This window comes from Aliivibrio salmonicida LFI1238 (genome assembly GCF_000196495.1).
Lineage (GTDB): Bacteria > Pseudomonadota > Gammaproteobacteria > Enterobacterales > Vibrionaceae > Aliivibrio > Aliivibrio salmonicida.
The window spans coordinates 1,852,828-1,873,641 of sequence record NC_011312.1 but is presented as its reverse complement, the minus strand read 5'-3'; the positions used below and the strand labels follow the sequence as shown (position 1 = coordinate 1,873,641).

The window sequence follows — 20,814 nt, the reverse complement described above, 5'->3', positions numbered from 1 at the left end:
TTGTAAGTGTCCCGACCTTTGTGTGGTTGATTGATCCTTACATCATATATAGACAATCTATTATTTCGTTTCATTAATTTTTAGCATGTGTCGCTTCGTGTGCGACACCACTGTAAAGGATAAAACATGCCTGTAATTACTCTTCCAGACGGTTCTCAACGTCAATTCGATAATGCTGTTTCTACTATGGATGTTGCTACTGACATCGGTCCAGGTCTTGCGAAAGCTTGTATCGCTGGCCGTGTTGATGGCGTTCGTGTTGATGCGTGTGATTTAATTGAAAATGACGCACAACTTGAAATCATCACAGCAAAAGATGAAGACGGTTTAGAAATCATTCGTCACTCTTGTGCGCACCTTTTAGGTCACGCAGTTAAGCAACTTTTCCCAGAAGCGAAAATGGCGATTGGTCCAACTATCGATAACGGTTTCTATTACGACATCGATATGGAGCACTCTTTAACGCAAGACGATCTTGATAAGATTGAAAAGCGCATGAAAGAGCTTGCGAAAACTAAGTACCAAGTAATTAAGAAGAACGTAAGCTGGCAAGAAGCTCGCGATGCATTCGATGCTCGTGGCGAAACTTACAAAATTGCAATCCTTGACGAGAACGTTTCTAAAGACGACCGTCCAGGTTTATATCATCATGAAGAATACATCGACATGTGTCGCGGTCCTCACGTCCCTAACATGAGCTTCTGCCAGAACTTTAAAATTCTGAGCGTAGCGGGTGCATACTGGCGTGGTAACAGCGACAACAAAATGTTGCAACGTATCTACGGCACTGCATTCCAAGATAAGAAACTGCTTAAAGCACACCTTATCCGCCTAGAAGAAGCCGCAAAGCGTGATCATCGTAAAATTGGTAAGCATCTTGACTTGTTCCACATGCAACAAGAAGCGCCAGGTATGGTTTTCTGGCACCACAACGGTTGGACTATTTTCCGTGAGCTGGAAGTTTTTGTTCGTGAAAAACTAACTGAATACGATTACCAAGAAGTAAAAGGCCCATTAATGATGGAGCGTGTACTTTGGGAGCGTTCAGGGCACTGGGACAAATATGCAGAAGCGATGTTCACAACAAGCTCTGAGAACCGTGAATACGCGATTAAGCCAATGAACTGCCCAGGTCACGTTCAAATATTTAATCAAGGTCTGAAGTCATACCGTGATTTACCACTGCGTATGGCTGAGTTCGGAGCGTGTCATCGTAATGAACCATCAGGCGCACTACACGGCATCATGCGTGTTCGTGGCTTTACTCAAGATGATGCTCATATCTTCTGTACTGAAGCTCAAGTACAAGATGAAGTGAAATCATGTATTGAGATGGTTTACGATACATACACGACATTTGGTTTTGAAAACATTGTTGTTAAATTGTCTACACGTCCTGAACAACGTGTTGGTTCTGACGAAATGTGGGACAAAGCAGAGGCCGATTTACAGCTTGCTCTAGAGTCAATGAACATTGCTTATGAGATTCAAGAAGGTGAGGGTGCGTTCTACGGACCGAAAATTGAATTTACTTTGCATGATTGTCTGGACCGTGCGTGGCAATGTGGTACAGTGCAGCTCGATTTTGCATTACCAGAGCGTTTAGGAGCAACTTACGTAGGTGAAGATAACGAACGTCACACACCAGTGATGATTCACCGCGCGATTTTAGGTTCACTTGAGCGCTTCATCGGTATCCTAATTGAAGACTACGCAGGCTTTTTTCCTACATGGTTGGCGCCAGAACAAGCGATTGTGATGGGTATTACAGACAAACAAGCTGATTATGTACAAGAAATTGCAAAAAAACTGCAAAAAAATGGATTTAGAGTCAAAGCGGACTTGAGAAATGAGAAGATTGGCTTTAAAATCAGGGAACATACTTTGAAACGTGTTCCGTATATGCTTGTTTGTGGTGACCAAGAAATGGAAGCTGGCGAAATTGCAGTACGTACGCGTAAAGGTAAAGATTTGGGTAAATTTAAAATTGATGATTTTGTTGCATTCCTGCAGCAAGAAGTTAGTACCCGAACGCTCAATACTGTGGAGGAATAAGGTATTAAAGGCGGAAAAAGAGCCCAACAGCCGGCAAAACAAAATGCTCATCGTCTAAACGGTGAAATTATTGGCGTTAAAGAAGTGCGCCTTACAGGTCTAGATGGCGAGTCAGTTGGCGTCGTTTCACTAAATGAAGCGTTAGACGTTGCACTTACAGCAGGTGTCGATCTAGTTGAAATCAGCCCGAATGCCGAGCCACCAGTCTGTCGTGTGATGGACTATGGCAAATTCCTCTTCGAAAAGGCCAAGGCTGCTAAAGAACAGAAGAAAAAACAGAAACAGGTCCAAACTAAAGAAATTAAATTTAGACCTGGGACAGATATTGGAGACTATCAGGTAAAACTACGCAACCTGACTGGTTTCCTGGAAGAAGGCAACAAGGTGAAGGTAACAATTCGCTTCCGTGGCCGAGAGATGGCTCACCAAAACATCGGTGTTGACGTTCTTAATCGTTTGAAAGCGGATACTGAAGAATTTGCAGTAGTCGAATCATTTCCAACGAGAATTGAAGGTCGCCAGATGATTATGGTGTTAGCCCCTAAAAAGAAGTAATTTAGTGCATTCAAGTAGTAAAGTGGGGTAACTGCTCGCAGTTATCCTGTTTTATTCGCCTAATTACTATATGTTTAATCACGCAACAATGCGGAGTTATATTCATCATGCCTAAGATGAAATCAAACAAAGGTGCTTCTAAGCGTTTTAAGAAAACTGCTGGTGGTATCAAATTTAAGCACGCTACGAAACGTCACATCCTGACTAAACGTACGACTAAAAACAAGCGTCAGCTTCGTCCAAACTCTCTACTTGCAAAGTGTGAAGTAGCAGCAGTTTTACGTATGCTTCCATACGCATAATTTTTTAGTTAATTTATTATATTTAGTTTAGGAGAGACACAATGCCTCGCGTAAAACGTGGTGTACAAGCTCGTGCACGTCATAAGAAAGTACTGAAACAAGCTAAAGGTTATTACGGAGCACGTTCACGTGTTTATCGTGTAGCTTTCCAGGCAGTTACTAAAGCAGGACAATATGCTTACCGTGACCGTCGTAACAAAAAGCGTGTTTTCCGTCAACTTTGGATCGCTCGTATCAATGCTGCTGCTCGTCAGAACGGCCTATCTTACAGCCGTTTCATTAACGGTCTTAAGAAAGCATCTATTGAAATCGATCGTAAGATCCTAGCTGACATCGCTGTATTCGACAAAGTAGCATTTGCTGCTCTTGTTGCTAAGGCGAATGCTGCTCTTTAATTAGAACAGTAATAAGGCTTTAAGACTAATTGAGGAGAGCACTAGCTCTCCTTTTTTTATGCCTGTTATTTGACTTTAATGCATAAGAGATTAAGCTGCATAAACAACGGGGAAATTAAGGGTAGGGTGTGCTTGAACGAATGTCTTGTGCCCATAAACTTGTTCAATCATGGTTGGTGTAATGGCTTCCCATGGCGTCCCATCAGCTTGTAATGTACCATCTTGCAACACAATAACTCTATCTGAGTATTGAGCTGCTAAGTTCAAATCGTGTAATACAATAATCACTGCAGCACCTTCATTCGCAAGCTCTTTAGCTAAACGTAACGTATTATGTTGGTGTGACAAATCTAATGCAGAAGTTGGTTCATCAAGCATTACAATTTTTTGCTGTTGAGATTGGCTGATTTGAGTTAAAACCCTAGCAAAATGAACGCGCTGTTTCTCTCCCCCTGAAAGAGAGGGGTATAGTCTATCTGCTAAATGATGTATTCCTGTTTTTTCCATCATTGTTTGAGTAATGATCCTGAGATCTTTATTTGACAACGCCAATGGTAACCCACCAAGCTCAACAACTTCACTGACGGTAAAAGCAAAAGAGAGAGAACTCTGCTGAGGTAATACGCCTAGTCTTTTTGCTAATAAACAAGGCTCCCATCTTCCTTTCTCTTTTCCAAAATACGAAATATTGTTAGTGGAACTTATTTCATTGCATAAGATTTTTAAAAGAGTACTTTTACCTGCACCATTAGGCCCAAGTAGTGTGGTTACCTCTCCACAATGAAGATCAAGATTAAGATCATCTAGAATTAATTTATTATTTAAATAGCAGGTAATGTTTTTTGCTGAAATAGCGGTAGAGATGAGATTCATGAGAACTTTCCGCGCTGAGTAAACAGTAAATATAAAAAGAAAGGAGCACCAATAATAGCAGTTACAATGCCGACAGGTAACTCTGCAGGGCTGACAGCAACACGAGCGAACATATCAGCACAGGTAAGTAATAATCCGCCTAATAGAGCTGATAATGGTAATAAAGTACGATGATTAGGACCTGTCATCATACGACCTAAATGTGGAATGATTAAACCAATAAAGCCAATCATGCCAGATAAACTAACCGTAATACCAATACCGATAGCGCTTAAAATTATCATTCGCTTTTTTAAAGACTGTACATTAATACCTAAATGTTTTGCTTCAGCTTCACCGAGTAATAGCGCATTTAATCCCGCTGCATTTTTCATGAAAATAGTGAGTAATATGACTAAGCCCAAAAAGGCGAGGAGTAGATCTTGCCAAGATGCACCTGCCAATGATCCCATTGACCATAATGACAAATCTCGCAGCATTTGGTCATCAGCGATAAAATTCAAATAGCCAATCCCTGCACCAGATAATGCACTAATAGCAACCCCAGCCAATAGCATAACCGTAATCGAGGTTCCAAACTGACTCGTACCTAATCGATAAACGATAACGGTTGTTAATGCCCCCCCTAAGAAAGCAAACATTGGGATAGCAGCAAAGTTCATAAAAATAGGGTAGCTGGTACTGATTGATGAAAAAGAGACAATAGCTAATGCTGCTCCAAGAGCTGCGCCTGCAGAGACTCCAATAATGCCAGGTTCCGCTAATGGATTACGGAACAAGCCCTGCATTACTACGCCAGAAATTGCCAAAATAGCGCCGACCAACATACATAATAATGTTCTTGGTAACCTAACTTGATGAATGATTAAATCAATATGAGCAGGGATATTTCTGGTACCCGGTAATAAGCTACTAAAGCTATCGGCCAACGTAATATTCATTGGCCCAACGGCGATAGAGGATAATGTGGTTAAAAATAAAATGCTAAAACCAATGAGCATTAATTTTGAAAATGAGAGATATTTTAAAAACATAATTTAATTCTGCTGGGGATAAAGAAGAAAATTTAAGCGAGCGGCTTCATCTAAACTGGCAAGACCGAGTCCACCAACAAGTGCAGATCCATTAATGGTTATAATTGCTTTATTAATGCCAGCAGGCGTTGATGCTAATGTCGGTATTGATTTTAAAATATTATCAATGCCTTTTAATTTTTTAAAACTACGGTTGCTCACTAAAATCACATCAGGTTGCATTGCTATCATGGCCTCAATGGATAAAGGCTTGAATGAGGATAATGACTTGCTTGCAGGGTTAATGGCTCCCGCTAATTTGATTATCTCATCAACCGTGGTTTCTTTTCCTGCAACATAAGGCGCTCTTCCTTCATGCAGTAATAGAAATAACACTTTTTTTTGTTGTGCTTTATTTGGAATCGTTTTTTCTAACTGATTAACTTGTTGGTGTACTTTCTGTTTAATAATGTCTGCTTGAGATTCAGTTTGTGTTAATTCTGCGATTTCATCAATGCGTTTCAATAATCCTTCTATTGTCGGCGTTGTGTTTACAATATTGACGTTAATCCCAGATTGACTGAGAAGATCCAATGTTGATTTTGGCCCCATTTCATCAGAACCGATAATTCGTGTGGGTTGTAATGCTAACAGCCCTTCAGCTGAAAGTTGTCGGTGGTAACCGATTTTAGGTAATGCTTCGGTTTGCGAGTTACGACTTGTGACATCAACAGCGACTAATTTATCTTGAGCATGTAAGGCGTAAATGAGTTCAGTTACGCTGCTTCCTGCACTAATAATGCGTTCTTGTGCCATCGAATAAGAAGAGACAAATAACAGACCGATTGCGAAGAGATTTTTACTTGCTAGCAATGAGGTATAAGGTTTAGTTTGCATGTGTTTTTTCATCCATTAAAATTTGAGTCGCTTTAATTTTATTGTCTTGTAAAAAGGCGAGTAACTTAATCATATGTTGTATTTCCGCCGTTTTATCTGAAGCAATAACAACTTGAAAATCTGGTTTTTGAGTTACTTTATTTAACAGGGCTTGAGTGAAATTCTCCCAAGAAGGATAAGGTGTACCATCAAGCCCCCAATAAGGTGGCTTTTCTAATATGTTGATAGTAAAAGACTTACTATCAACACTAGAGATAGATTCACTTTCTGCAGAAGGTAAGCTGACTTCTAATGATTGTAATTTTACTGTTGCGGTTAATAATAAAAATACCATGACAATAAAAATGATATCGAGTAATGGTGTGAGGTCAGGTTGAAGATTATCTAACTCTTCTTGTCTATTGGATTGAATCATTAGATAGCCTCTATTGAACGTAATGATGCCTCTTGTTCATTTTTATTTTTCATGGGTGCCACCCCCTCAATCCACAGATTTGTGACATTTAATGAATACTCTAGTTTAGATAGAATGTTATCTGCCCATAGTCCAAGAAGTTGTGAACCTGAAATAGCAGGCACTGCAATGATGAGTCCTATAGCGGTTGTTCTCATTGCAAAGCCCAACCCATCAGCAAGAATATTAGGAGTGATGGATCCCGTCGTTGCCGCTACTTCTTTAAACATATCAATAAGTCCAAGAACGGTTCCAAGTAGACCAAGTAGGGGAGTTATTACGCCGATAAGAGAAAGAAGTCTTAAACCTGAACGAAGCTGATGTCGCTTTTCTTGTAGCCATAATCCTGCGACGTCTTCTCGTAACGCTTTATCAAAATGACGATGGGCTAACAACATTGCGTTGCCTTTGGCCGATAACGCTCGTTGTGAATTCAAAGTAACGATAATATTATTGATCTCTTTATCATCGTTTTTATTTAACTTGTTATAAGAAAGTGCAATTTTTCGGTGGCTACATCCAGAAGAAAAAAGCAAATGGAGAATACGTTCGGCCAATAATATAAGCGTAAGAACGGAGCAGATAAACAATGGTAATGCCATCATTCCAAGTTGTGAATAAAGGTTGATAAAACCAGTCATGATAACTTCCTATGACTTATTTAAAGAAAAACGAACAGGGATCTGCACACGATGTGCAATGGCCTGACCGTCAATAATTTGAGGGGAAAATTGCCAATTTTGAATCGCTTTTAGAGCGGCGTCATCAAGAATTCCTGTACCTGATGACGTAATTAATTCTTGTTTTATTTGCTTACCTTTTTCATTTAGCCAAATCTCATAAAGCGCAGTGCCTTCTATTCCACGGCGTTGGGCTATTCTTGGATATCTTGGTGCATCAGGCTTAGTTACAAAACTGGGTTTTTGAATAAGTTGTGGTTTTTCAGTTACCCCTGATTTAGACGCAGAAGCCGTTTGGTCTGATGTGTTCTTTGAGGTGCTATCTTCTTTATTGACCTCTTTTAATGCCGTGTCTTGTTTCAATTTTGCGTTTTCTTGTTTCGCAACAGGTTCTGATTTTTTAGTGATGTTTGGTTTATTAATTACCGCTTTTTTGGGAGTTGGTTTTGTTTTCTTTTTTACTGCTTTTTTTGGGTGCGGCTTTTGAACTGGTTTTTTTCAATGGATTTAGATTTTTTGGGTTTCAAATCCGTTTTCGCTTTTGACATTGAAGGTGAGCTTGGCGTAACAAACTGAATATTTACCTGAGAAGATTGACTACCGGTAGGCATGGCAAAAGCTTGTTTGCTAGGAACAGACCAGATAAATGCAATATGTACAGCAAGGGAGAGCCCAACAGCAATGAAATAACGACAATTAAGCACAATAGACTCCACGCAGTGATGTTGTATTAATAATATGTTTATTATCAATCAAAATCGAAATGAGATCAATTATCAATTGCATTCTCAATAATAAATAATTTATCATTCATTCCAGAGACGAAGCTCTTAGTAGTTAAGGGGCTGAGAAATTAGAATGAAAGCATTAAAAATCAAATAGATATATCAAGTTTAGATACTTTAATATTGGGTGAGTCTACACCTGAGCCTTTACTTTACGCATTCCAACGTAAATCATCAGCGCATGCAGGTGGAGAAAATACGCCAATTTCAAGTGATTTATATGAAGAAAAAGCGAAGGAAGTTCTCTCAAATACGGAAGGATTAGCCGCAACGAGATGTTTATATATTCATATTCCTTTTTGCCGAGTTCGTTGTACTTATTGTAATTTTTTCCAACACGCCTCAAGTAAATCATTAGTGGAGAGTTATTTTGATGCCTTAATGATTGAAATTAAATGGAAAGCCCAACAGGCTTGGACGCAAGCTGCTCCTTTTCATGCCGTCTATGTTGGGGGGGGAACCCCAACAGATTTGTCTGCCCAACAAATTGAATTATTAGGAAAGGCGGTTCGTACTTATTTCCCACTAACCACGGATTGTGAAATTACTTTAGAAGGGCGTATTAATCGATTTGATGAAGAGATGTTTGAGCGCTCTCTTGAAGGTGGTTTTAATCGATTTTCTTTTGGTGTTCAAAGTTTTAATACTCAAGTAAGAAGATCAGCCAAAAGGCTTGATGATAAAGAATATGTATTACGCCGAATTCAAGAATTAAGTAATAGTAATCAAGCGCCTATCGTACTTGATTTATTATATGGGCTTCCTTTTCAAACAAGTGATATTTGGCAACAAGACTTAAATGATTTTCTTGAAACAGGGGCTCATGGTGTCGACTTATATCAATTAATTGAGATGGGTGGGACACCAATGAAGGGAATGATCGAACAAGGGAAATTGCCACAACCTGCGAGCACAGAAGAAAAAGCGTATATGTATAAATATGGTGTTGAATTTATGAGTAAACACCATTTAAACCGACTGAGTGTTAATCATTGGGCGAGCAATAATAGAGAGCGAAGTATCTATAACAGCCTAGCTAAAACAACGGCAGAAGTTCTTCCTATTGGGTGTGGCGCAGGGGGGAATGTTGGCGGGATCGGAATGATGCAACATCGAACATTAAATGCTTATATTGATGCTATTCAACAAAATACACTTCCAATCGCCATGATGACTCGTTCGTCTGAGAATTCAGCATTAAATGCGATGATTAAAGCGGGTTTTGATCATGGCGTTTTATCTCGTCATACCTTACTGCAATACAACAATAAAGATGTCTTTGGTTTTCTTATGCCATTATTTATGCATTGGGAAAATAACGGCTTGGTTATTGTTGAAAACGATTATTTAAGTCTAACGTTAGCAGGACAGTTTTGGTCAGTAACGTTGGCACAAAGTGTTATTACCGCACTTCAACATGCTCAACGACACATTCAAGCCGCTTAAAATAAAGAAAGAGAGATATTGTGAAAACAGAAATACTAGCGCTATTTGAAAATGATCCATCTTTATTACCTAGTGAGATGGCAAAACAACTCTCAACAGAGAATCGATTAGTTTCAGAAGGGGAAGTGATTAAAGCATTACCTCATCATATTGTAACGTTAGTTGCAGGAGAAGAAGCTCAAACTATTTTGGAAGGGTTAGTTGGTTTTGGGGATGTAACGACGATTGTTCATTCTTTTGGCTCTATTTTTGAGGTTAAAGCCCCATTCCCTAAAGGAAAACTAGCTCATGGTTACTATAACTTAATGGGATGTAATGGCGAGTTACACGGTCACTTAAAAATAGATTTAATTATTGATATTGCTTTAGTCAGTAAACCATTTCGAGGATCTGAAAGTCATTATTTTGGATTTTTTGATAAAGAAGGAAATTCTATATTTAAGATATATTTAGGACGAGATAAAAAACGTCAATTACTTCCTGAACAAGTCCGTGCTTTTTGTGTCTTAAAAGAAAAATACGCATAAAAATAATTATAGAAAGGAAAGTCAGATGAACCAAGACATCAAAAAAGAACGTTTACAAAATCGTTTAGAACCAGAAATTCAAGAGTTTCGTGATTCAAAAAAAACACTTCAACTTGCTACGGTTGATAGCGAAGGAAAGCCAAACGTGAGTTATGCACCTTTCGTATTACTTAATGATGGTTACTACGTGTTAATTTCAGAAATAGCGCGTCACGCTCGTAATTTAATGCAAAATACAGACGTATCTTTAATGCTTATTGAAGATGAAGAATCGTCAAAATTACTTTTTGCTCGTAAGCGTTTAACTTTTGATGCGACAGCCATTTTAATTGATCGTGATGAAGATAAATGGCAAGAAGCCGTAACTCAAATGAGACTTCGTTTTGGTGAAATAATTGACGGGCTTAGCTCACTAGAGGACTTTAAAATGTTTCGTCTTAAGCCAATTAAGGGCTTGTTTGTAAAAGGTTTTGGTCAGGCATTTCAAGTAAGTGGTGATGACTTAGTGGATTTTGTCCATTTAGAACAAGGTCATAAAAAGCACGAAAAAGCGTAATTGGCCTCCAATATATAGAATGAACATCAGCCCAAGTATTCGTACTCGGGCTTTTTTATTATAGAAAAGTGAGGTAACTCTAGAAAATAAAACATACTTTTCGCATGAGTAATATTGGCATACTTTTTAGTTTGATTCGTTTTCAAGCGTGAGGTTGGGTCTGATCGCATATTCTTTAACCAAAATAGAAACCTTATGTATTACTGATATTATTTAGCCATAAATTTAATAAGTTATTGATTATTTTGTTATTTATGGGTGAAGGTTAAGAGTCATGAAACAAAATGCTAACCAAGAAAAATTTGAACTTGATATAGCAACAATAGATTTACCGCTGCAAGTTTATGAATTCTCTGGAGAAGAAAAACTAGGGGAGGATTATTATTTCGATATTACCTTTATTTGTGAAGATCCTGATGTAGATCTTGCAGCATGGCTACAACTGCCAGCACGACTTTCGTTGCATCATAATAATGATAAAACCCCAAGGTATGTTCATGGCATCATTGAGTTCATAGAGCAGTTAGCCACTTCGTTTCGTTACAGTACCTACAAACTTAAATTAACGCCCATTTTTAACTTATTAAGTTATAGAACGCATTTTCGAATCTTTCAGAAACAAACTATCCCAGATATTATTACCGCTGTATATCAAGATGCAGGGATACAAAACAATCATTTTTCTATGGAGCTTTTTAGTCCGCATTTATCCCGAGAATACTGTGTGCAATATGGTGAAACAGATCATGCTTTTATTAAGCGTCTTATGGCTGAAGAGGGCTTGGTTTCATTTTTTGAACACTTGGAAGTGAATTCAACGTAAGCGTGCGGGGAACTACACCTTGTCTTTTACATTCCAAGGTAAAAGTGAATCGATATCTGGCGATCCAACACATAAACGATCTAGACAATACCTAATATAATCGTAAGGGATTAATCCGTTTGCCTTTGCTGTTTCTACAATGCTGTAAAGCATTGCACTTGAATCTGCACCAGCCGTTGAACCCGAAAATAACCAGTTTTTCCGGCCGATAACAAACGGTTTAACCGCTCGCTCTGCTCGATTGTTATCAATAGATAACAATCCATCATCAATATAACGAACTAATTTATCCCATTGATTTAATGTATAGCTAATCGCCTCACCTAATTTTGTTTTAGGTGATACTCGACTAACTGCGCTATCAAGCCAATCACGGAGCTCTTTAAGTAAATCGCGGGCTTCTGTCTGCCTAGCAACATACTTGGCTTCAGGGGAAGCCTCTTTTAATAACGATTCGATCCGGTATAGCTTTTGGATTTTACTCAATACCCAATCTGCACTCCCTGTTTTCCCTTTTACTTGAACACGTTGAGCCTCAATAAATCGTCGACGTGCGTGTGCCCAACAGCCAACTAAAATCGCTTCAGTTTGTTCATAACCTTGGTAACCATCGGTATGTAAATACCCGTTATAACCTTTTAAAAAGTTAACTGGATGGTAGCCATGCCTGCTAGATTGATAATCATAAAGTACAATTCCAGGCAAAACACCAGAGCCTGGAGAATCATAGCCAGAGCAGTAGACCCACATATAACATTTTGCTTTTTCAACATCCAACACATTTACCGTTGTTTCATCACAATGCAGAGTGGGTTGTTCAAGCAAAATACGATGTAACTCGTTATTAAGAGGGGTAAATAGTACCGAGCATTTTATTAACCAATCCGCCATCGTTCGCCGTCCAATAATGATACCCCATTGCTGAAATAACGTTTCTTGACGATAAAGTGGAAGACTGTATTGAAATTTAGCCGTAATAATTTGAGCAAGTAAACTTGCGGTCGCAATCCCTTTAGGGATTGGTGACGCTGGCATTGGGGCTTGTTTAATGTCTACTGAAGTATTGTTTTTTTCACAATTTCGGCAAGCATATTTAGGACGAACATGTTGAATAACTTCCACTTTAGCTGGTACAAATTCCAACTTTTCACTGATGTCTTTACCCATCGCATGCATCTCTAGACCGCAACACTTACAAGTTTTATCTTTTATGTCGTGGATAATAACAGTACGCGGTAAGTCTTCAGGTAAGCGTTGGCGTTTTGGCTTTTGACGAGTGTAGGTAATCGTTTGTGTATCATCATTTTCAATGATGATTTCTTCTTCTGTTTCATTGAATAAATCAAATTGAGTCGAGTCAGATTCACTGCTTTTACCAAAGCGCTGATGTTGAGCCAGCCGAAATTGCTCTAGAAGACGGTTATATTTATTTTCAAGCTGAAGCACAAGTGCTTTCAGCTCGTCAATGGTATCAGGAAGTGGTTTTATTTTATCAGTCATGTAGATGACTATATAACGATAATACAGGTAATCAATCGGTTGCCTCCTATTCTTGACTGAGAATCAACTATTTAAAGGGTTGTTTGATAATGTACCGGTTGATGTCCTAAGATATCAAAACCTTGTAATAGCAGTGTCAGTTGCTGCTCTGATAATGCTAACGTATCGTTATTTATATTTCGTGGCCATTTGAAGCGGTCTTCATCTAATCGCTTGTACCATAAAGCGAATCCTGTTTTATCCCAATACAATATTTTGAGTTTATCACGAGGCTTATTGCAAAATATAAATAGAGCATCACTAAACGGTGATAGTTGCATTTCTTGCTCAACAATCACGACAAGGCCATTAATGGCCTTGCGAAAATCGACAAAATCACGATGAAGATAAATGGTGGAAACATCAGTAAATACATTCATGATTGATACCCTTTTAATAAGAGTCCTATCCAGTGAGGTTCAGTATTAGCTGGCAATGTTAATCGCAATTTTCCGATAGAAAGTTGAATATCTGGTAATTGTGGAGTGGCGATGATAGTTGATGTTAACGCTTCTACTTTCAAGAAAGTAGAAGCGTTAATCTTTTGTTTCCATCGTGCTTTACGTGCACTAAATGTCTTTGGCAGAATATTATGGTTACGACAAAATTCAGCGGCACTAAGCTTGCTAGATTGCTGAGATTCAAATAGAGCGTGCCATTGCTCTGGTGTTCTCTTTTTATCTTTTTGCATAATTACGTTCTCGTTAAATGAAAGATCGTAAGATACGCATAATGAATTTTATTTGTTAGGTGTAGTTCCCCGCACGCTTACAATTCAACACTTATTATTTCTGATGGTTCTGAAGTTTATACCGAACTTCCTCCATTACGTGTGGTTTCTGAAAGTGGTATGGCCAAAGAGAGAGATACGATTATGTCTCTTGTTAAAAAGCAGAAAGTAAATACTGGTAAGGTCTCAATACGTGATTATGTATTTGAAAGACCGAAGTACTCGTTATCAGAAACGGTAGACCACATTAATGGAACTGAGGAAACGAGTGAATCACCATTAGAGCAGTACTCTTACCAACCAATTCATGCCTTTTCTCTCGATGATAGAAAGCATGCTATCAAAGAACAAATAAAACTAAAATTAGATCAACAAAGATCGACGTCTTTAGAGTTAATAGGTATCAGCGATAGCGCTCAATTACGTGTCGGTTATTTTCAGCCAATTCAATCTTATACGAATGAATCATGGAATAGCACATGGTTATTAATAACAGTAAAGCATGAGGGTAAACAACCTCAGGTATTAGAAGAATTGGCCGATGGGGTCTCAAATTATAAGGCCGAATTTATGTGTATTCCTTGGATGACGCCTTTTAAATTGACTGCACAAGCTAAGCCTCGCATTAAAAACATTGATACTGCTATTGTTACTGGTCCAAAGAATGAAGAGATTTATTGTGATGAATTTGGTCGAGTTAAAGTGCAATTCCATTGGGATAGAAATGGACAAGGGAATGAGACCACAAGTTGCTGGGTAAGGACGTCCCAAGGTTGGGCTGGAAATCAGTATGGCCAATTTGTATTGCCTAGAGTTGGGCACGAAGTGCTCGTTACTTTTTTACAAGGAGATCCAGACAAACCATTAATTACGGGCTCTCTTTATAACGGAGACAATAAGCCACCGTATGCATTACCTGAGCATAAAACAAGAAGTACGTTTAAGACATCGAGTTCTATCGGTGGCGATAACTTTAATGAATTACGTTTTGAAGATAAAAAAGATAACGAACATATTTATATTCACGCGGCAAAAGATCTAGATATTCAAATTAAAAATAATCAAACCACAGAAGTCTTCAAGGATGATCATAAAGTCATACATCAAAATCAATTCGTTGAAATCAAAAAAGACAGCCATCGTACCGTTAATGGTGACCAATTTACCTCGATAAAAAAAGACACACATCAGCAAATATTAGGATCTGAATACGGTAAAGTGAGAGAAAAAAAGCTGATAGACATAGGCCGCGAGTTACATATTGATGTTGGTAATAAAATCATTTTAGAGGCAGGGACAGAGTTCACGATATCTGCCGGTGGAAGTACATTAAAAGTAGACCCTGCCGGAGTTCATTTACTTGGGCCTGCTATTAATTTAAACGCAGGAGGAAGTGCGGGCAGTGGCAGTGGATATGCTGGAGTGGAAGCAAGTAAACCCATTCTGAAGAATGTCGAAGCTGAAGGCCGTGGTGTTGAAACAGCAACAACCTCTGAACATACAAGAAGTAAAATTCACGCCACTCGTCAAATCGAGGCATTAAAAACATCGGATCCAGTCTGTGAAGAGTGTGAACAAGATCAGGAACAAGAATAATGGAAACACATTGCTATGATTCTTTGGTTATTGATGATTTATCCTCCTTTTATTTGATGCTAGACACAAGTCAGAGTGTTGACGTATTAAAACAGTTATATCAATTGGACACGGTGATTGAGCAGGAACCTCTTTATTTGTATGAGCCTTGGGATGATTTGATATCTGTCTCTCCTTACTTGGTAAAAGCAACGCCTGTTATTGCACAATGGTTTGAAAGTCAATCTGGTCAGCTAGATGGTTTCTTATTGAGTTCGGCGTTAGATCTAGAAAGTCTTGTCGAACATTTTAGAGGTTTGATTAAGGTTCAATCGCCTTATGGTTCATCTATCATATTGAAATCCGCGCATTCAGGATGTGCCAATGTTTTATTCTCAACAGGAACAGATTGGTATTGGCAACACATTAATGAAGTTTGGCTTCCATCTAAAAAAGGATGGGCACATTACCTATCGCCTTGCACTGAGATGAAAAGCGTCAAACCTTATCGTTTAACGGACGAACAATGGCAAGCGTTAGGAGAGTTAGCGACTGAAAATGCCTATGCCTATGTACTTAATCATGTGGAATATTTCTTCCCACATTGTTTAGAGGGCGTGATAGATAAACAAAAATGGATTCAGTATTGGTTCGATGCCGCTTATAGCAGAGGGTTTCAAAATGAGACTGACGTCTGTCTATTTATGAATGTGATGGGATATTTAGGGAAAGAAGCGATCACAACCGATAAATACCCAAAAATCACCGAATTGATCTATCAAACATCGCAGCAAACCCCAGAACAAAGAATCAAACAAGCGGCGGATTTGGCCTATCAATATCGTCACTCTATGCAAAAGGATTTACAAGAATGAGCGAAGCAAACAATGCGGCCATGTGTGGCAGTAAAAAAGATGCGAAAAACCCAGCAGGGGCTTGCCCTGTAAAGTTTGGTGTTATTGATATCATTCCGGTTCGTTATGCGATTGATGATGAAGAAAAAGAGCAGAAACACCCATTACTTGATGCCCATAAAGGTCACGGCTTTTTTGATGTTGCTCATTCAAAATATACATTAAGACAATTAAGAGACGGTTGGCTTTACGTTTATAGCAATAAAGATAAAACCTTTCATGAATATCAGGTGAAAGGCTCTCAATTCATTAAGATTGATTGGGGCTCAAATGAAGCCGATAAAGCACCAGAAGAGAGAGGGCAAGCAGGAGAGGCTAAAAGCTGTTTGTCTTACTCTAAGAATGACACGGTAACGATATCATTTTCTCACCAACGTTGGACATGGCGATTATGTGAACACATGCGCTCAAATACCCAGTGCCGAAACGAATGGATGCGAACTGTCGACTTAAAAACCTATTCAAACACATTAGAAATAGAACACGGTGGTGGCATGCGTGATTTTGTTCATACTGTTGCTGATATTGGAACTCCCAAACCCTCCGATGTCTTGTTTGAAAAAACATGTTCCCCATTAAAAGACGATGATCCCTCTGATGATGAGTTTCATCTCGCTACCCATAAGAAAACCGTATTAGAAACCGATTATCAATGCGATTTATTAGAAAAGAACAGCGCTTTGTATATCGCATTGGATGATCAGTTGGCTGATATAACGGATCTGTTTTTGAAGTTGTCGAGTGAAGTGGCAGAGAAAGCGGCAATTATGGGAGATGAAGATAAACAATATAAACTTCAAATGGCGGAATTGACTCGAACCTTAGGACGAGTAAGGCTTGATGAAAATGAATTACCTAAAGAGATAAGAGAAGATCCAATTAGCATATTTCAGTTTGAAAAAGAATTAACTGATTATTTGTATATTCAAGGTTTAGCTAACGAAGAACAAGCATTGCCCGCAGCAGAAAGTGTTCATTATGAGCCTGTATATACACCGCAGGCGAAAGAGAAGTTACAAGAATTGAAAAATAACTATTCTTATGAGCCAGACTCTAAATTACTTAAGAAATTTAAAGAAACAACTGCATATACGAGTGATGTTAATTGGGAAGAGTTAGATGATTTTGTAATATCGCATTACTCACAGTTAAAAGGCACAAGTGAACGAATAAATAAATATTTATCTGATTTTATAGCAGCAGTTACACAGTTAGGCATTGACCCATTAATCTTGGGGTTAGATAACCAATATGAAAACCATCAGGCTTATTTACTTAATTTAGTTAGTCAGTTTTTGATCGTTGTTAAGCAAGTTTCTGAGCTAGAAGAGCAAATGAAAGAGTTAGATGAATTACTTTCATTTGATTCACCTAACAATTTATTGGCTCTAGCACCAGTTGGATTCTCTTTCGATAATTGGGAAGTGCTTAATGATCATATAAATGAAGGCGGTAAGCCTCTTATTGATCCTTTTAGTGCTGGTGATATGGATGCGTTTTGGTCTCGTTTTTCTGAGTGGGATTCATTTACAGGTGATGCAAGAATTCAAGAAAAAGCATGGTTTCAATCTTTAGTTCTTCCTATTCAAAAAAGTTTTTCAGCATTAGAGGGTGCAGTTAAAAATCAAGTAGGTACAAGTTGGCGAGCAACGATGGATCTTCTATTTCCAAGTCAATGGAAGAAAGGTGCATCATCAATTAATGTTGTAAGTAATTTACGTTTGATTTTCTTAGAAAGCATGATGACGGATAGCGCTATTGTTGAAGTAAACAAAAGCTATAAAACTCAACGTGCAGCGTTTTTAAATAAATTAAACGTATATATCGAGGAGTTAAAAAAAGCAACTAAACCAGTTCCCGGTCAAAGAGCATCTAAAAACCATCAGATTAAATCCATTCAAGCTATGCAACAAAGAATTCAGCAAGTTCTAAGTGGTGAAATGCCAACGGTATTAGCATTAAAGAACTCAGCAGTTAATGCGCAAGCAAAGCAGTTAGTAAATAACTATGTTGATACAGTATGGACTCAAACAAAAGAAGTCACAGAGAAAAATTGGAAGGGTTTAGGGAAGTTGGGAGGCGTTCTTGCCGCGTTAAATATTTGGGAGTTAGCTGTTGTAACGAAGGATGTTAACTACAAAGCAGAACAAGTCGGTGATACCTTTTATGAGCAATTTAAACCTGTGTGGAGAGAAGTAACTCATGCGTCTGCTTATGTGGTGGCTAATATTTCTGCAATATTTAGAGATAAGGCATGGGGTGAAATTGAAGGGGATGACAGGTTACTTAAACGATCACTAAAACAAGTATTTTCGAAGCGCTCAAGTCAATCCAATATTACTTTAAACGAAAGAGAGTTTATTAAAACTTTTGCTAAACATGCTTTGATTACTGCGACTTTTGGATTAATAGCAACAGGTTTAGAAGCTTGGGAAAGCTTTGATAAAGCAATGGATAGAAATAAAAGAGTGGATGAGCGTTTTGGATATTGGTTAAAAACAGGAGCATTAACAGGGCAATTGACTGTATATGTAGGACAATTTGTAATTAGTGCTGCGAATCGATATTTTTAAGCTAAATGGATAACAATAGGTTCTATTTTAGCTCCTTGGATGATGGGTACACTAATGGTAACTGGATCTTTATATCTTATATCTATAATGATTATTAATTTATTTACACGTACAGAATTACAAAATTGGCTTTATGAATCCTGTTGGGGAAAAGGAGATCTACAGTGGGATAAAATTGAAGCAGTAAGTAGATTAGACTCTATATTACATAAACCACAGCTAAGCTTAAGAAAAATTATAGGAAGAAAGCCAACTCATTCACAAGATCCTGGAAGTATGCAATGGCAATTAATTATTGATCTCCCATCGTTTACTAAAAATAAATATATAGAATTAAAGATAAAACGTATTCCGTATACCCCAACATTTCAATATAGTTTTAAGCAGTCAGAGAAATTGAAACCAATTGTAGTTGATGAACAAGCTGGTCAATGGATCAAAGAAGGTAATGACTCCCCCCGTTATGCTATTACGCTCGGTGGCACGATAAAAGATAGTGTAGAAGTTGAATTGAAGATGCCATTCCAGAGGTTAAATTCTAATATTAGTAGCAATATATATTATTTAGCACTAGGAAGTAATGAAGGAGGTATCTTAGTTAGAATATTTACTGATATAAAAATTAGGAATGAGTTCATCAGCCGACTTTTAGTTCTTGGGGGTAATGATAATGGATAATAAAGAGCTTGAATTAAAGCTAAAAAATGATCTTTATCATACAAAGGTTATTTATCAATGGGAGTACACTGGTTTTTATGGAAATAAAACATCATTAACTCAATGGCTGTTAGGTATATTTATTCCGTTCTTTCCAATAAGTATATTATTATTAATCAATAATATAAGTGCCGTGGTGCCATTTCTTTTTATAGCATTCATAATGATGTTTGTTGTTCGTTATTTATGGTTTTCAGATTGCACCCATAAATTTTATTTAACGGGTGTGGGTATTCATTTTACAACAGAGCAGATAATTCCTGAAATGGCGTATAAAGTGATGAGAGGTTTTGCTTGGTTTGGTGTGGCGGTAAGTTTTTTGGCTATAACTATAATAGGGCCGATGGCTTTTGTTGGGGCAGGAGCTTGTGCATTGTTGTCATTTAAAATGACAGGGTTTGAGTCAAAAATCAGCAAATCATATATACTTTTTTCTGATGAATATACATTATTTGATATTAGAAAAGAGGATACTTTTGCAATTATAAGTCATCCATATGATTTATATAATTCATACGAAGCATTATTTTATTCTCCTAAAGATCGAGAAGAAATAAAGAAACACCTATTAAGTGTTTTCCGTAAAAGCAGATACTTTGAAATCAATAATTCTAAGGAAATCGATAATTACGGTCCATTTGAACCCTCTGAGAATCTGAGCATCAATCATGCTAACTCATAAAAACATAGATAATAACGATAAAATAGAAACCATGAGAATGGCTTTATACAACGAAGAAGTACTTTATGAGTATGAAACCATAGAGCATCAATATTTGGGGTATTTTGCTGGTATTGGTTTTTTTAGTGTTATGAGTTGGATGTTATATGATTTTAGTCAAGAGATGCTTGATACCGGTGGTATTGTTGCATTTAGTTTACTCACCATTTTCATGACATTGTTTTTTATTTTTTTTGGTTCAGCAGATATAAAGCGGATTTACAAGTTCACTAAAAACGGAATATTAACTGAGCAGGCAGATGTTGTGCCAGAGTATGCATATAAATGTATACGAATGATAGGTAGAGTGGGTGTCGTTGTATGTTTGATTTCTGTTGTTTTTGTTGGTCCTATGGCGTTTGTTGGAGCAGGGGCGAGTGCATTACTCTCATTCAAACTGGTTAACTTTAGGTTGAAACCTATGATGTTTGAAACGTTGTATTTTGATGAGTCAGTGATAATTAAATCATCAAAAATAAACTATATTACGATAGTTCCAAATGCTCAATTATTACTGTCATTGGATGGTATTTTTTGCAATAAAAAAAATGCAAATGATATTTTTAATACCTTAAGGGAGTTTTATCCAAATGGTCATTTTTATGAGGTAGAGGAAGAAGATGATATATATTCCCATTATAAATATAAAGAGTTCTTACATCCAATGGATCAAGATTGATGTTA

General features: G+C 37.7%; 24 protein-coding genes. 14 read left to right on the top strand and 10 right to left on the bottom strand.

Going from position 1 to position 20,814, the window contains the following annotated elements:
- The first annotated feature begins 126 nt into the window (after positions 1 to 126).
- The 4 genes from thrS to rplT all read left to right on the top strand — a co-directional run bounded on the left by thrS (position 127) and on the right by rplT (position 3,307).
- Positions 127 to 2,055 carry a threonine--tRNA ligase gene (thrS, locus tag VSAL_RS09300; RefSeq protein ID WP_012550354.1) on the top strand — a complete coding sequence of 643 codons (1,929 nt, stop codon included), beginning with the start codon at positions 127 to 129 and terminating at the stop codon, positions 2,053 to 2,055.
- Between the two features lie 3 nt (positions 2,056 to 2,058).
- Entirely contained in the window at positions 2,059 to 2,610 is a 552-nt protein-coding gene (gene infC, locus VSAL_RS09295; RefSeq protein WP_012550353.1) for a translation initiation factor IF-3, read from the top strand.
- A 107-nt stretch (positions 2,611 to 2,717) separates the two neighbouring features.
- Entirely contained in the window at positions 2,718 to 2,912 is a 195-nt protein-coding gene (rpmI, locus tag VSAL_RS09290) for a 50S ribosomal protein L35 (protein WP_012550352.1), read from the top strand.
- Between the two features lie 41 nt (positions 2,913 to 2,953).
- On the top strand, positions 2,954 to 3,307 hold the full coding sequence (gene rplT, locus VSAL_RS09285) for a 50S ribosomal protein L20 (RefSeq protein ID WP_012550351.1): 354 nt from the start codon (positions 2,954 to 2,956) through the stop codon (positions 3,305 to 3,307).
- Between the two features lie 90 nt (positions 3,308 to 3,397).
- On the opposite strand, the gene VSAL_RS09280 is transcribed toward rplT, so the two are convergent.
- The 7 genes from VSAL_RS09280 to VSAL_RS23865 form a co-directional block, all read right to left on the bottom strand.
- On the bottom strand, positions 3,398 to 4,180 hold the full coding sequence (locus VSAL_RS09280; protein WP_012550350.1) for a heme ABC transporter ATP-binding protein: 783 nt from the start codon (positions 4,178 to 4,180) through the stop codon (positions 3,398 to 3,400).
- Positions 4,177 to 5,214, bottom strand: coding sequence for a FecCD family ABC transporter permease (locus tag VSAL_RS09275; protein WP_012550349.1), 1,038 nt, complete (start codon positions 5,212 to 5,214; stop codon positions 4,177 to 4,179). The genes VSAL_RS09280 and VSAL_RS09275 overlap by 4 nt, the downstream gene beginning before the upstream one ends.
- A 3-nt stretch (positions 5,215 to 5,217) precedes the next feature.
- Entirely contained in the window at positions 5,218 to 6,090 is an 873-nt protein-coding gene (locus VSAL_RS09270) for a heme/hemin ABC transporter substrate-binding protein (protein ID WP_012550348.1), read from the bottom strand.
- Positions 6,080 to 6,505 (bottom strand): ExbD/TolR family protein, encoded by a 426-nt coding sequence (locus tag VSAL_RS09265; RefSeq protein ID WP_012550347.1) that lies wholly within the window; start codon positions 6,503 to 6,505, stop codon positions 6,080 to 6,082. The genes VSAL_RS09270 and VSAL_RS09265 overlap by 11 nt, the downstream gene beginning before the upstream one ends.
- On the bottom strand, positions 6,505 to 7,185 hold the full coding sequence (locus VSAL_RS09260) for a MotA/TolQ/ExbB proton channel family protein (protein WP_012550346.1): 681 nt from the start codon (positions 7,183 to 7,185) through the stop codon (positions 6,505 to 6,507). The genes VSAL_RS09265 and VSAL_RS09260 overlap by 1 nt, the downstream gene beginning before the upstream one ends.
- A gap of 9 nt (positions 7,186 to 7,194) precedes the next feature.
- Positions 7,195 to 7,587, bottom strand: coding sequence for an energy transducer TonB (locus VSAL_RS23870; protein ID WP_231850828.1), 393 nt, complete (start codon positions 7,585 to 7,587; stop codon positions 7,195 to 7,197).
- 95 nt (positions 7,588 to 7,682) lie between these two features.
- Positions 7,683 to 7,928 carry a hypothetical protein gene (locus VSAL_RS23865; RefSeq protein WP_231850827.1) on the bottom strand — a complete coding sequence of 82 codons (246 nt, stop codon included), beginning with the start codon at positions 7,926 to 7,928 and terminating at the stop codon, positions 7,683 to 7,685.
- A 162-nt stretch (positions 7,929 to 8,090) separates the two neighbouring features.
- Here VSAL_RS23865 and hutW point away from each other — a divergent pair, with 162 nt between their 5' ends.
- The 4 genes from hutW to vgrG all read left to right on the top strand — a co-directional run bounded on the left by hutW (position 8,091) and on the right by vgrG (position 11,361).
- Entirely contained in the window at positions 8,091 to 9,455 is a 1,365-nt protein-coding gene (gene hutW, locus VSAL_RS09250; RefSeq protein WP_044583271.1) for a heme anaerobic degradation radical SAM methyltransferase ChuW/HutW, read from the top strand.
- Positions 9,456 to 9,475: 20 nt separating this feature from the next.
- On the top strand, positions 9,476 to 9,982 hold the full coding sequence (hutX, locus tag VSAL_RS09245; RefSeq protein ID WP_012550344.1) for a heme utilization cystosolic carrier protein HutX: 507 nt from the start codon (positions 9,476 to 9,478) through the stop codon (positions 9,980 to 9,982).
- Between the two features lie 25 nt (positions 9,983 to 10,007).
- Entirely contained in the window at positions 10,008 to 10,538 is a 531-nt protein-coding gene (gene hutZ / locus VSAL_RS09240; protein ID WP_012550343.1) for a heme utilization protein HutZ, read from the top strand.
- A gap of 274 nt (positions 10,539 to 10,812) precedes the next feature.
- Positions 10,813 to 11,361, top strand: a complete 549-nt coding sequence (vgrG, locus tag VSAL_RS09235) for a type VI secretion system tip protein VgrG (RefSeq protein WP_044583270.1) — start codon at positions 10,813 to 10,815, stop codon at positions 11,359 to 11,361.
- 12 nt (positions 11,362 to 11,373) lie between these two features.
- Here vgrG and VSAL_RS09230 read toward each other — a convergent pair whose 3' ends face one another.
- The 3 genes from VSAL_RS09230 to tnpA all read right to left on the bottom strand — a co-directional run bounded on the left by VSAL_RS09230 (position 11,374) and on the right by tnpA (position 13,591).
- On the bottom strand, positions 11,374 to 12,861 hold the full coding sequence (locus VSAL_RS09230) for an IS66-like element ISVsa2 family transposase (RefSeq protein ID WP_012549008.1): 1,488 nt from the start codon (positions 12,859 to 12,861) through the stop codon (positions 11,374 to 11,376).
- A gap of 71 nt (positions 12,862 to 12,932) precedes the next feature.
- Positions 12,933 to 13,280: an IS66 family insertion sequence element accessory protein TnpB gene (tnpB, locus tag VSAL_RS09225; RefSeq protein WP_012548924.1), complete on the bottom strand. Its 348-nt coding sequence runs from the start codon at positions 13,278 to 13,280 to the stop codon at positions 12,933 to 12,935.
- Positions 13,277 to 13,591 (bottom strand): IS66 family insertion sequence element accessory protein TnpA, encoded by a 315-nt coding sequence (tnpA, locus tag VSAL_RS09220; protein WP_012548925.1) that lies wholly within the window; start codon positions 13,589 to 13,591, stop codon positions 13,277 to 13,279. The genes tnpB and tnpA overlap by 4 nt, the downstream gene beginning before the upstream one ends.
- A gap of 45 nt (positions 13,592 to 13,636) precedes the next feature.
- On the opposite strand from tnpA, the gene tssI reads away from it, so the two are divergent.
- The 6 genes from tssI to VSAL_RS09195 are packed head-to-tail and all read left to right on the top strand — an operon-like array spanning position 13,637 to position 20,809.
- A complete protein-coding gene (gene tssI / locus VSAL_RS09215; protein ID WP_407921287.1) occupies positions 13,637 to 15,226 on the top strand; it encodes a type VI secretion system tip protein TssI/VgrG in 1,590 nt (529 codons plus the stop codon).
- Positions 15,226 to 16,080 (top strand): DUF4123 domain-containing protein, encoded by an 855-nt coding sequence (locus VSAL_RS09210; RefSeq protein WP_012550342.1) that lies wholly within the window; start codon positions 15,226 to 15,228, stop codon positions 16,078 to 16,080. The genes tssI and VSAL_RS09210 overlap by 1 nt, the downstream gene beginning before the upstream one ends.
- Positions 16,077 to 18,692, top strand: a complete 2,616-nt coding sequence (locus VSAL_RS09205) for a T6SS effector BTH_I2691 family protein (RefSeq protein WP_049940370.1) — start codon at positions 16,077 to 16,079, stop codon at positions 18,690 to 18,692. The genes VSAL_RS09210 and VSAL_RS09205 overlap by 4 nt, the downstream gene beginning before the upstream one ends.
- Positions 18,693 to 18,746: 54 nt before the next feature.
- Complete coding sequence (locus VSAL_RS22820; protein ID WP_148234223.1) at positions 18,747 to 19,370, top strand: hypothetical protein; 624 nt, start codon at positions 18,747 to 18,749, stop codon at positions 19,368 to 19,370.
- The gene (locus VSAL_RS09200) at positions 19,363 to 20,091 is read left to right on the top strand and encodes a hypothetical protein (RefSeq protein ID WP_012550341.1); all 729 of its coding nucleotides are present in this window, start codon (positions 19,363 to 19,365) and stop codon (positions 20,089 to 20,091) included. The genes VSAL_RS22820 and VSAL_RS09200 overlap by 8 nt, the downstream gene beginning before the upstream one ends.
- A complete protein-coding gene (locus VSAL_RS09195; protein WP_044583269.1) occupies positions 20,078 to 20,809 on the top strand; it encodes a hypothetical protein in 732 nt (243 codons plus the stop codon). The genes VSAL_RS09200 and VSAL_RS09195 overlap by 14 nt, the downstream gene beginning before the upstream one ends.
- The last annotated feature ends 5 nt before the right edge of the window (positions 20,810 to 20,814 follow it).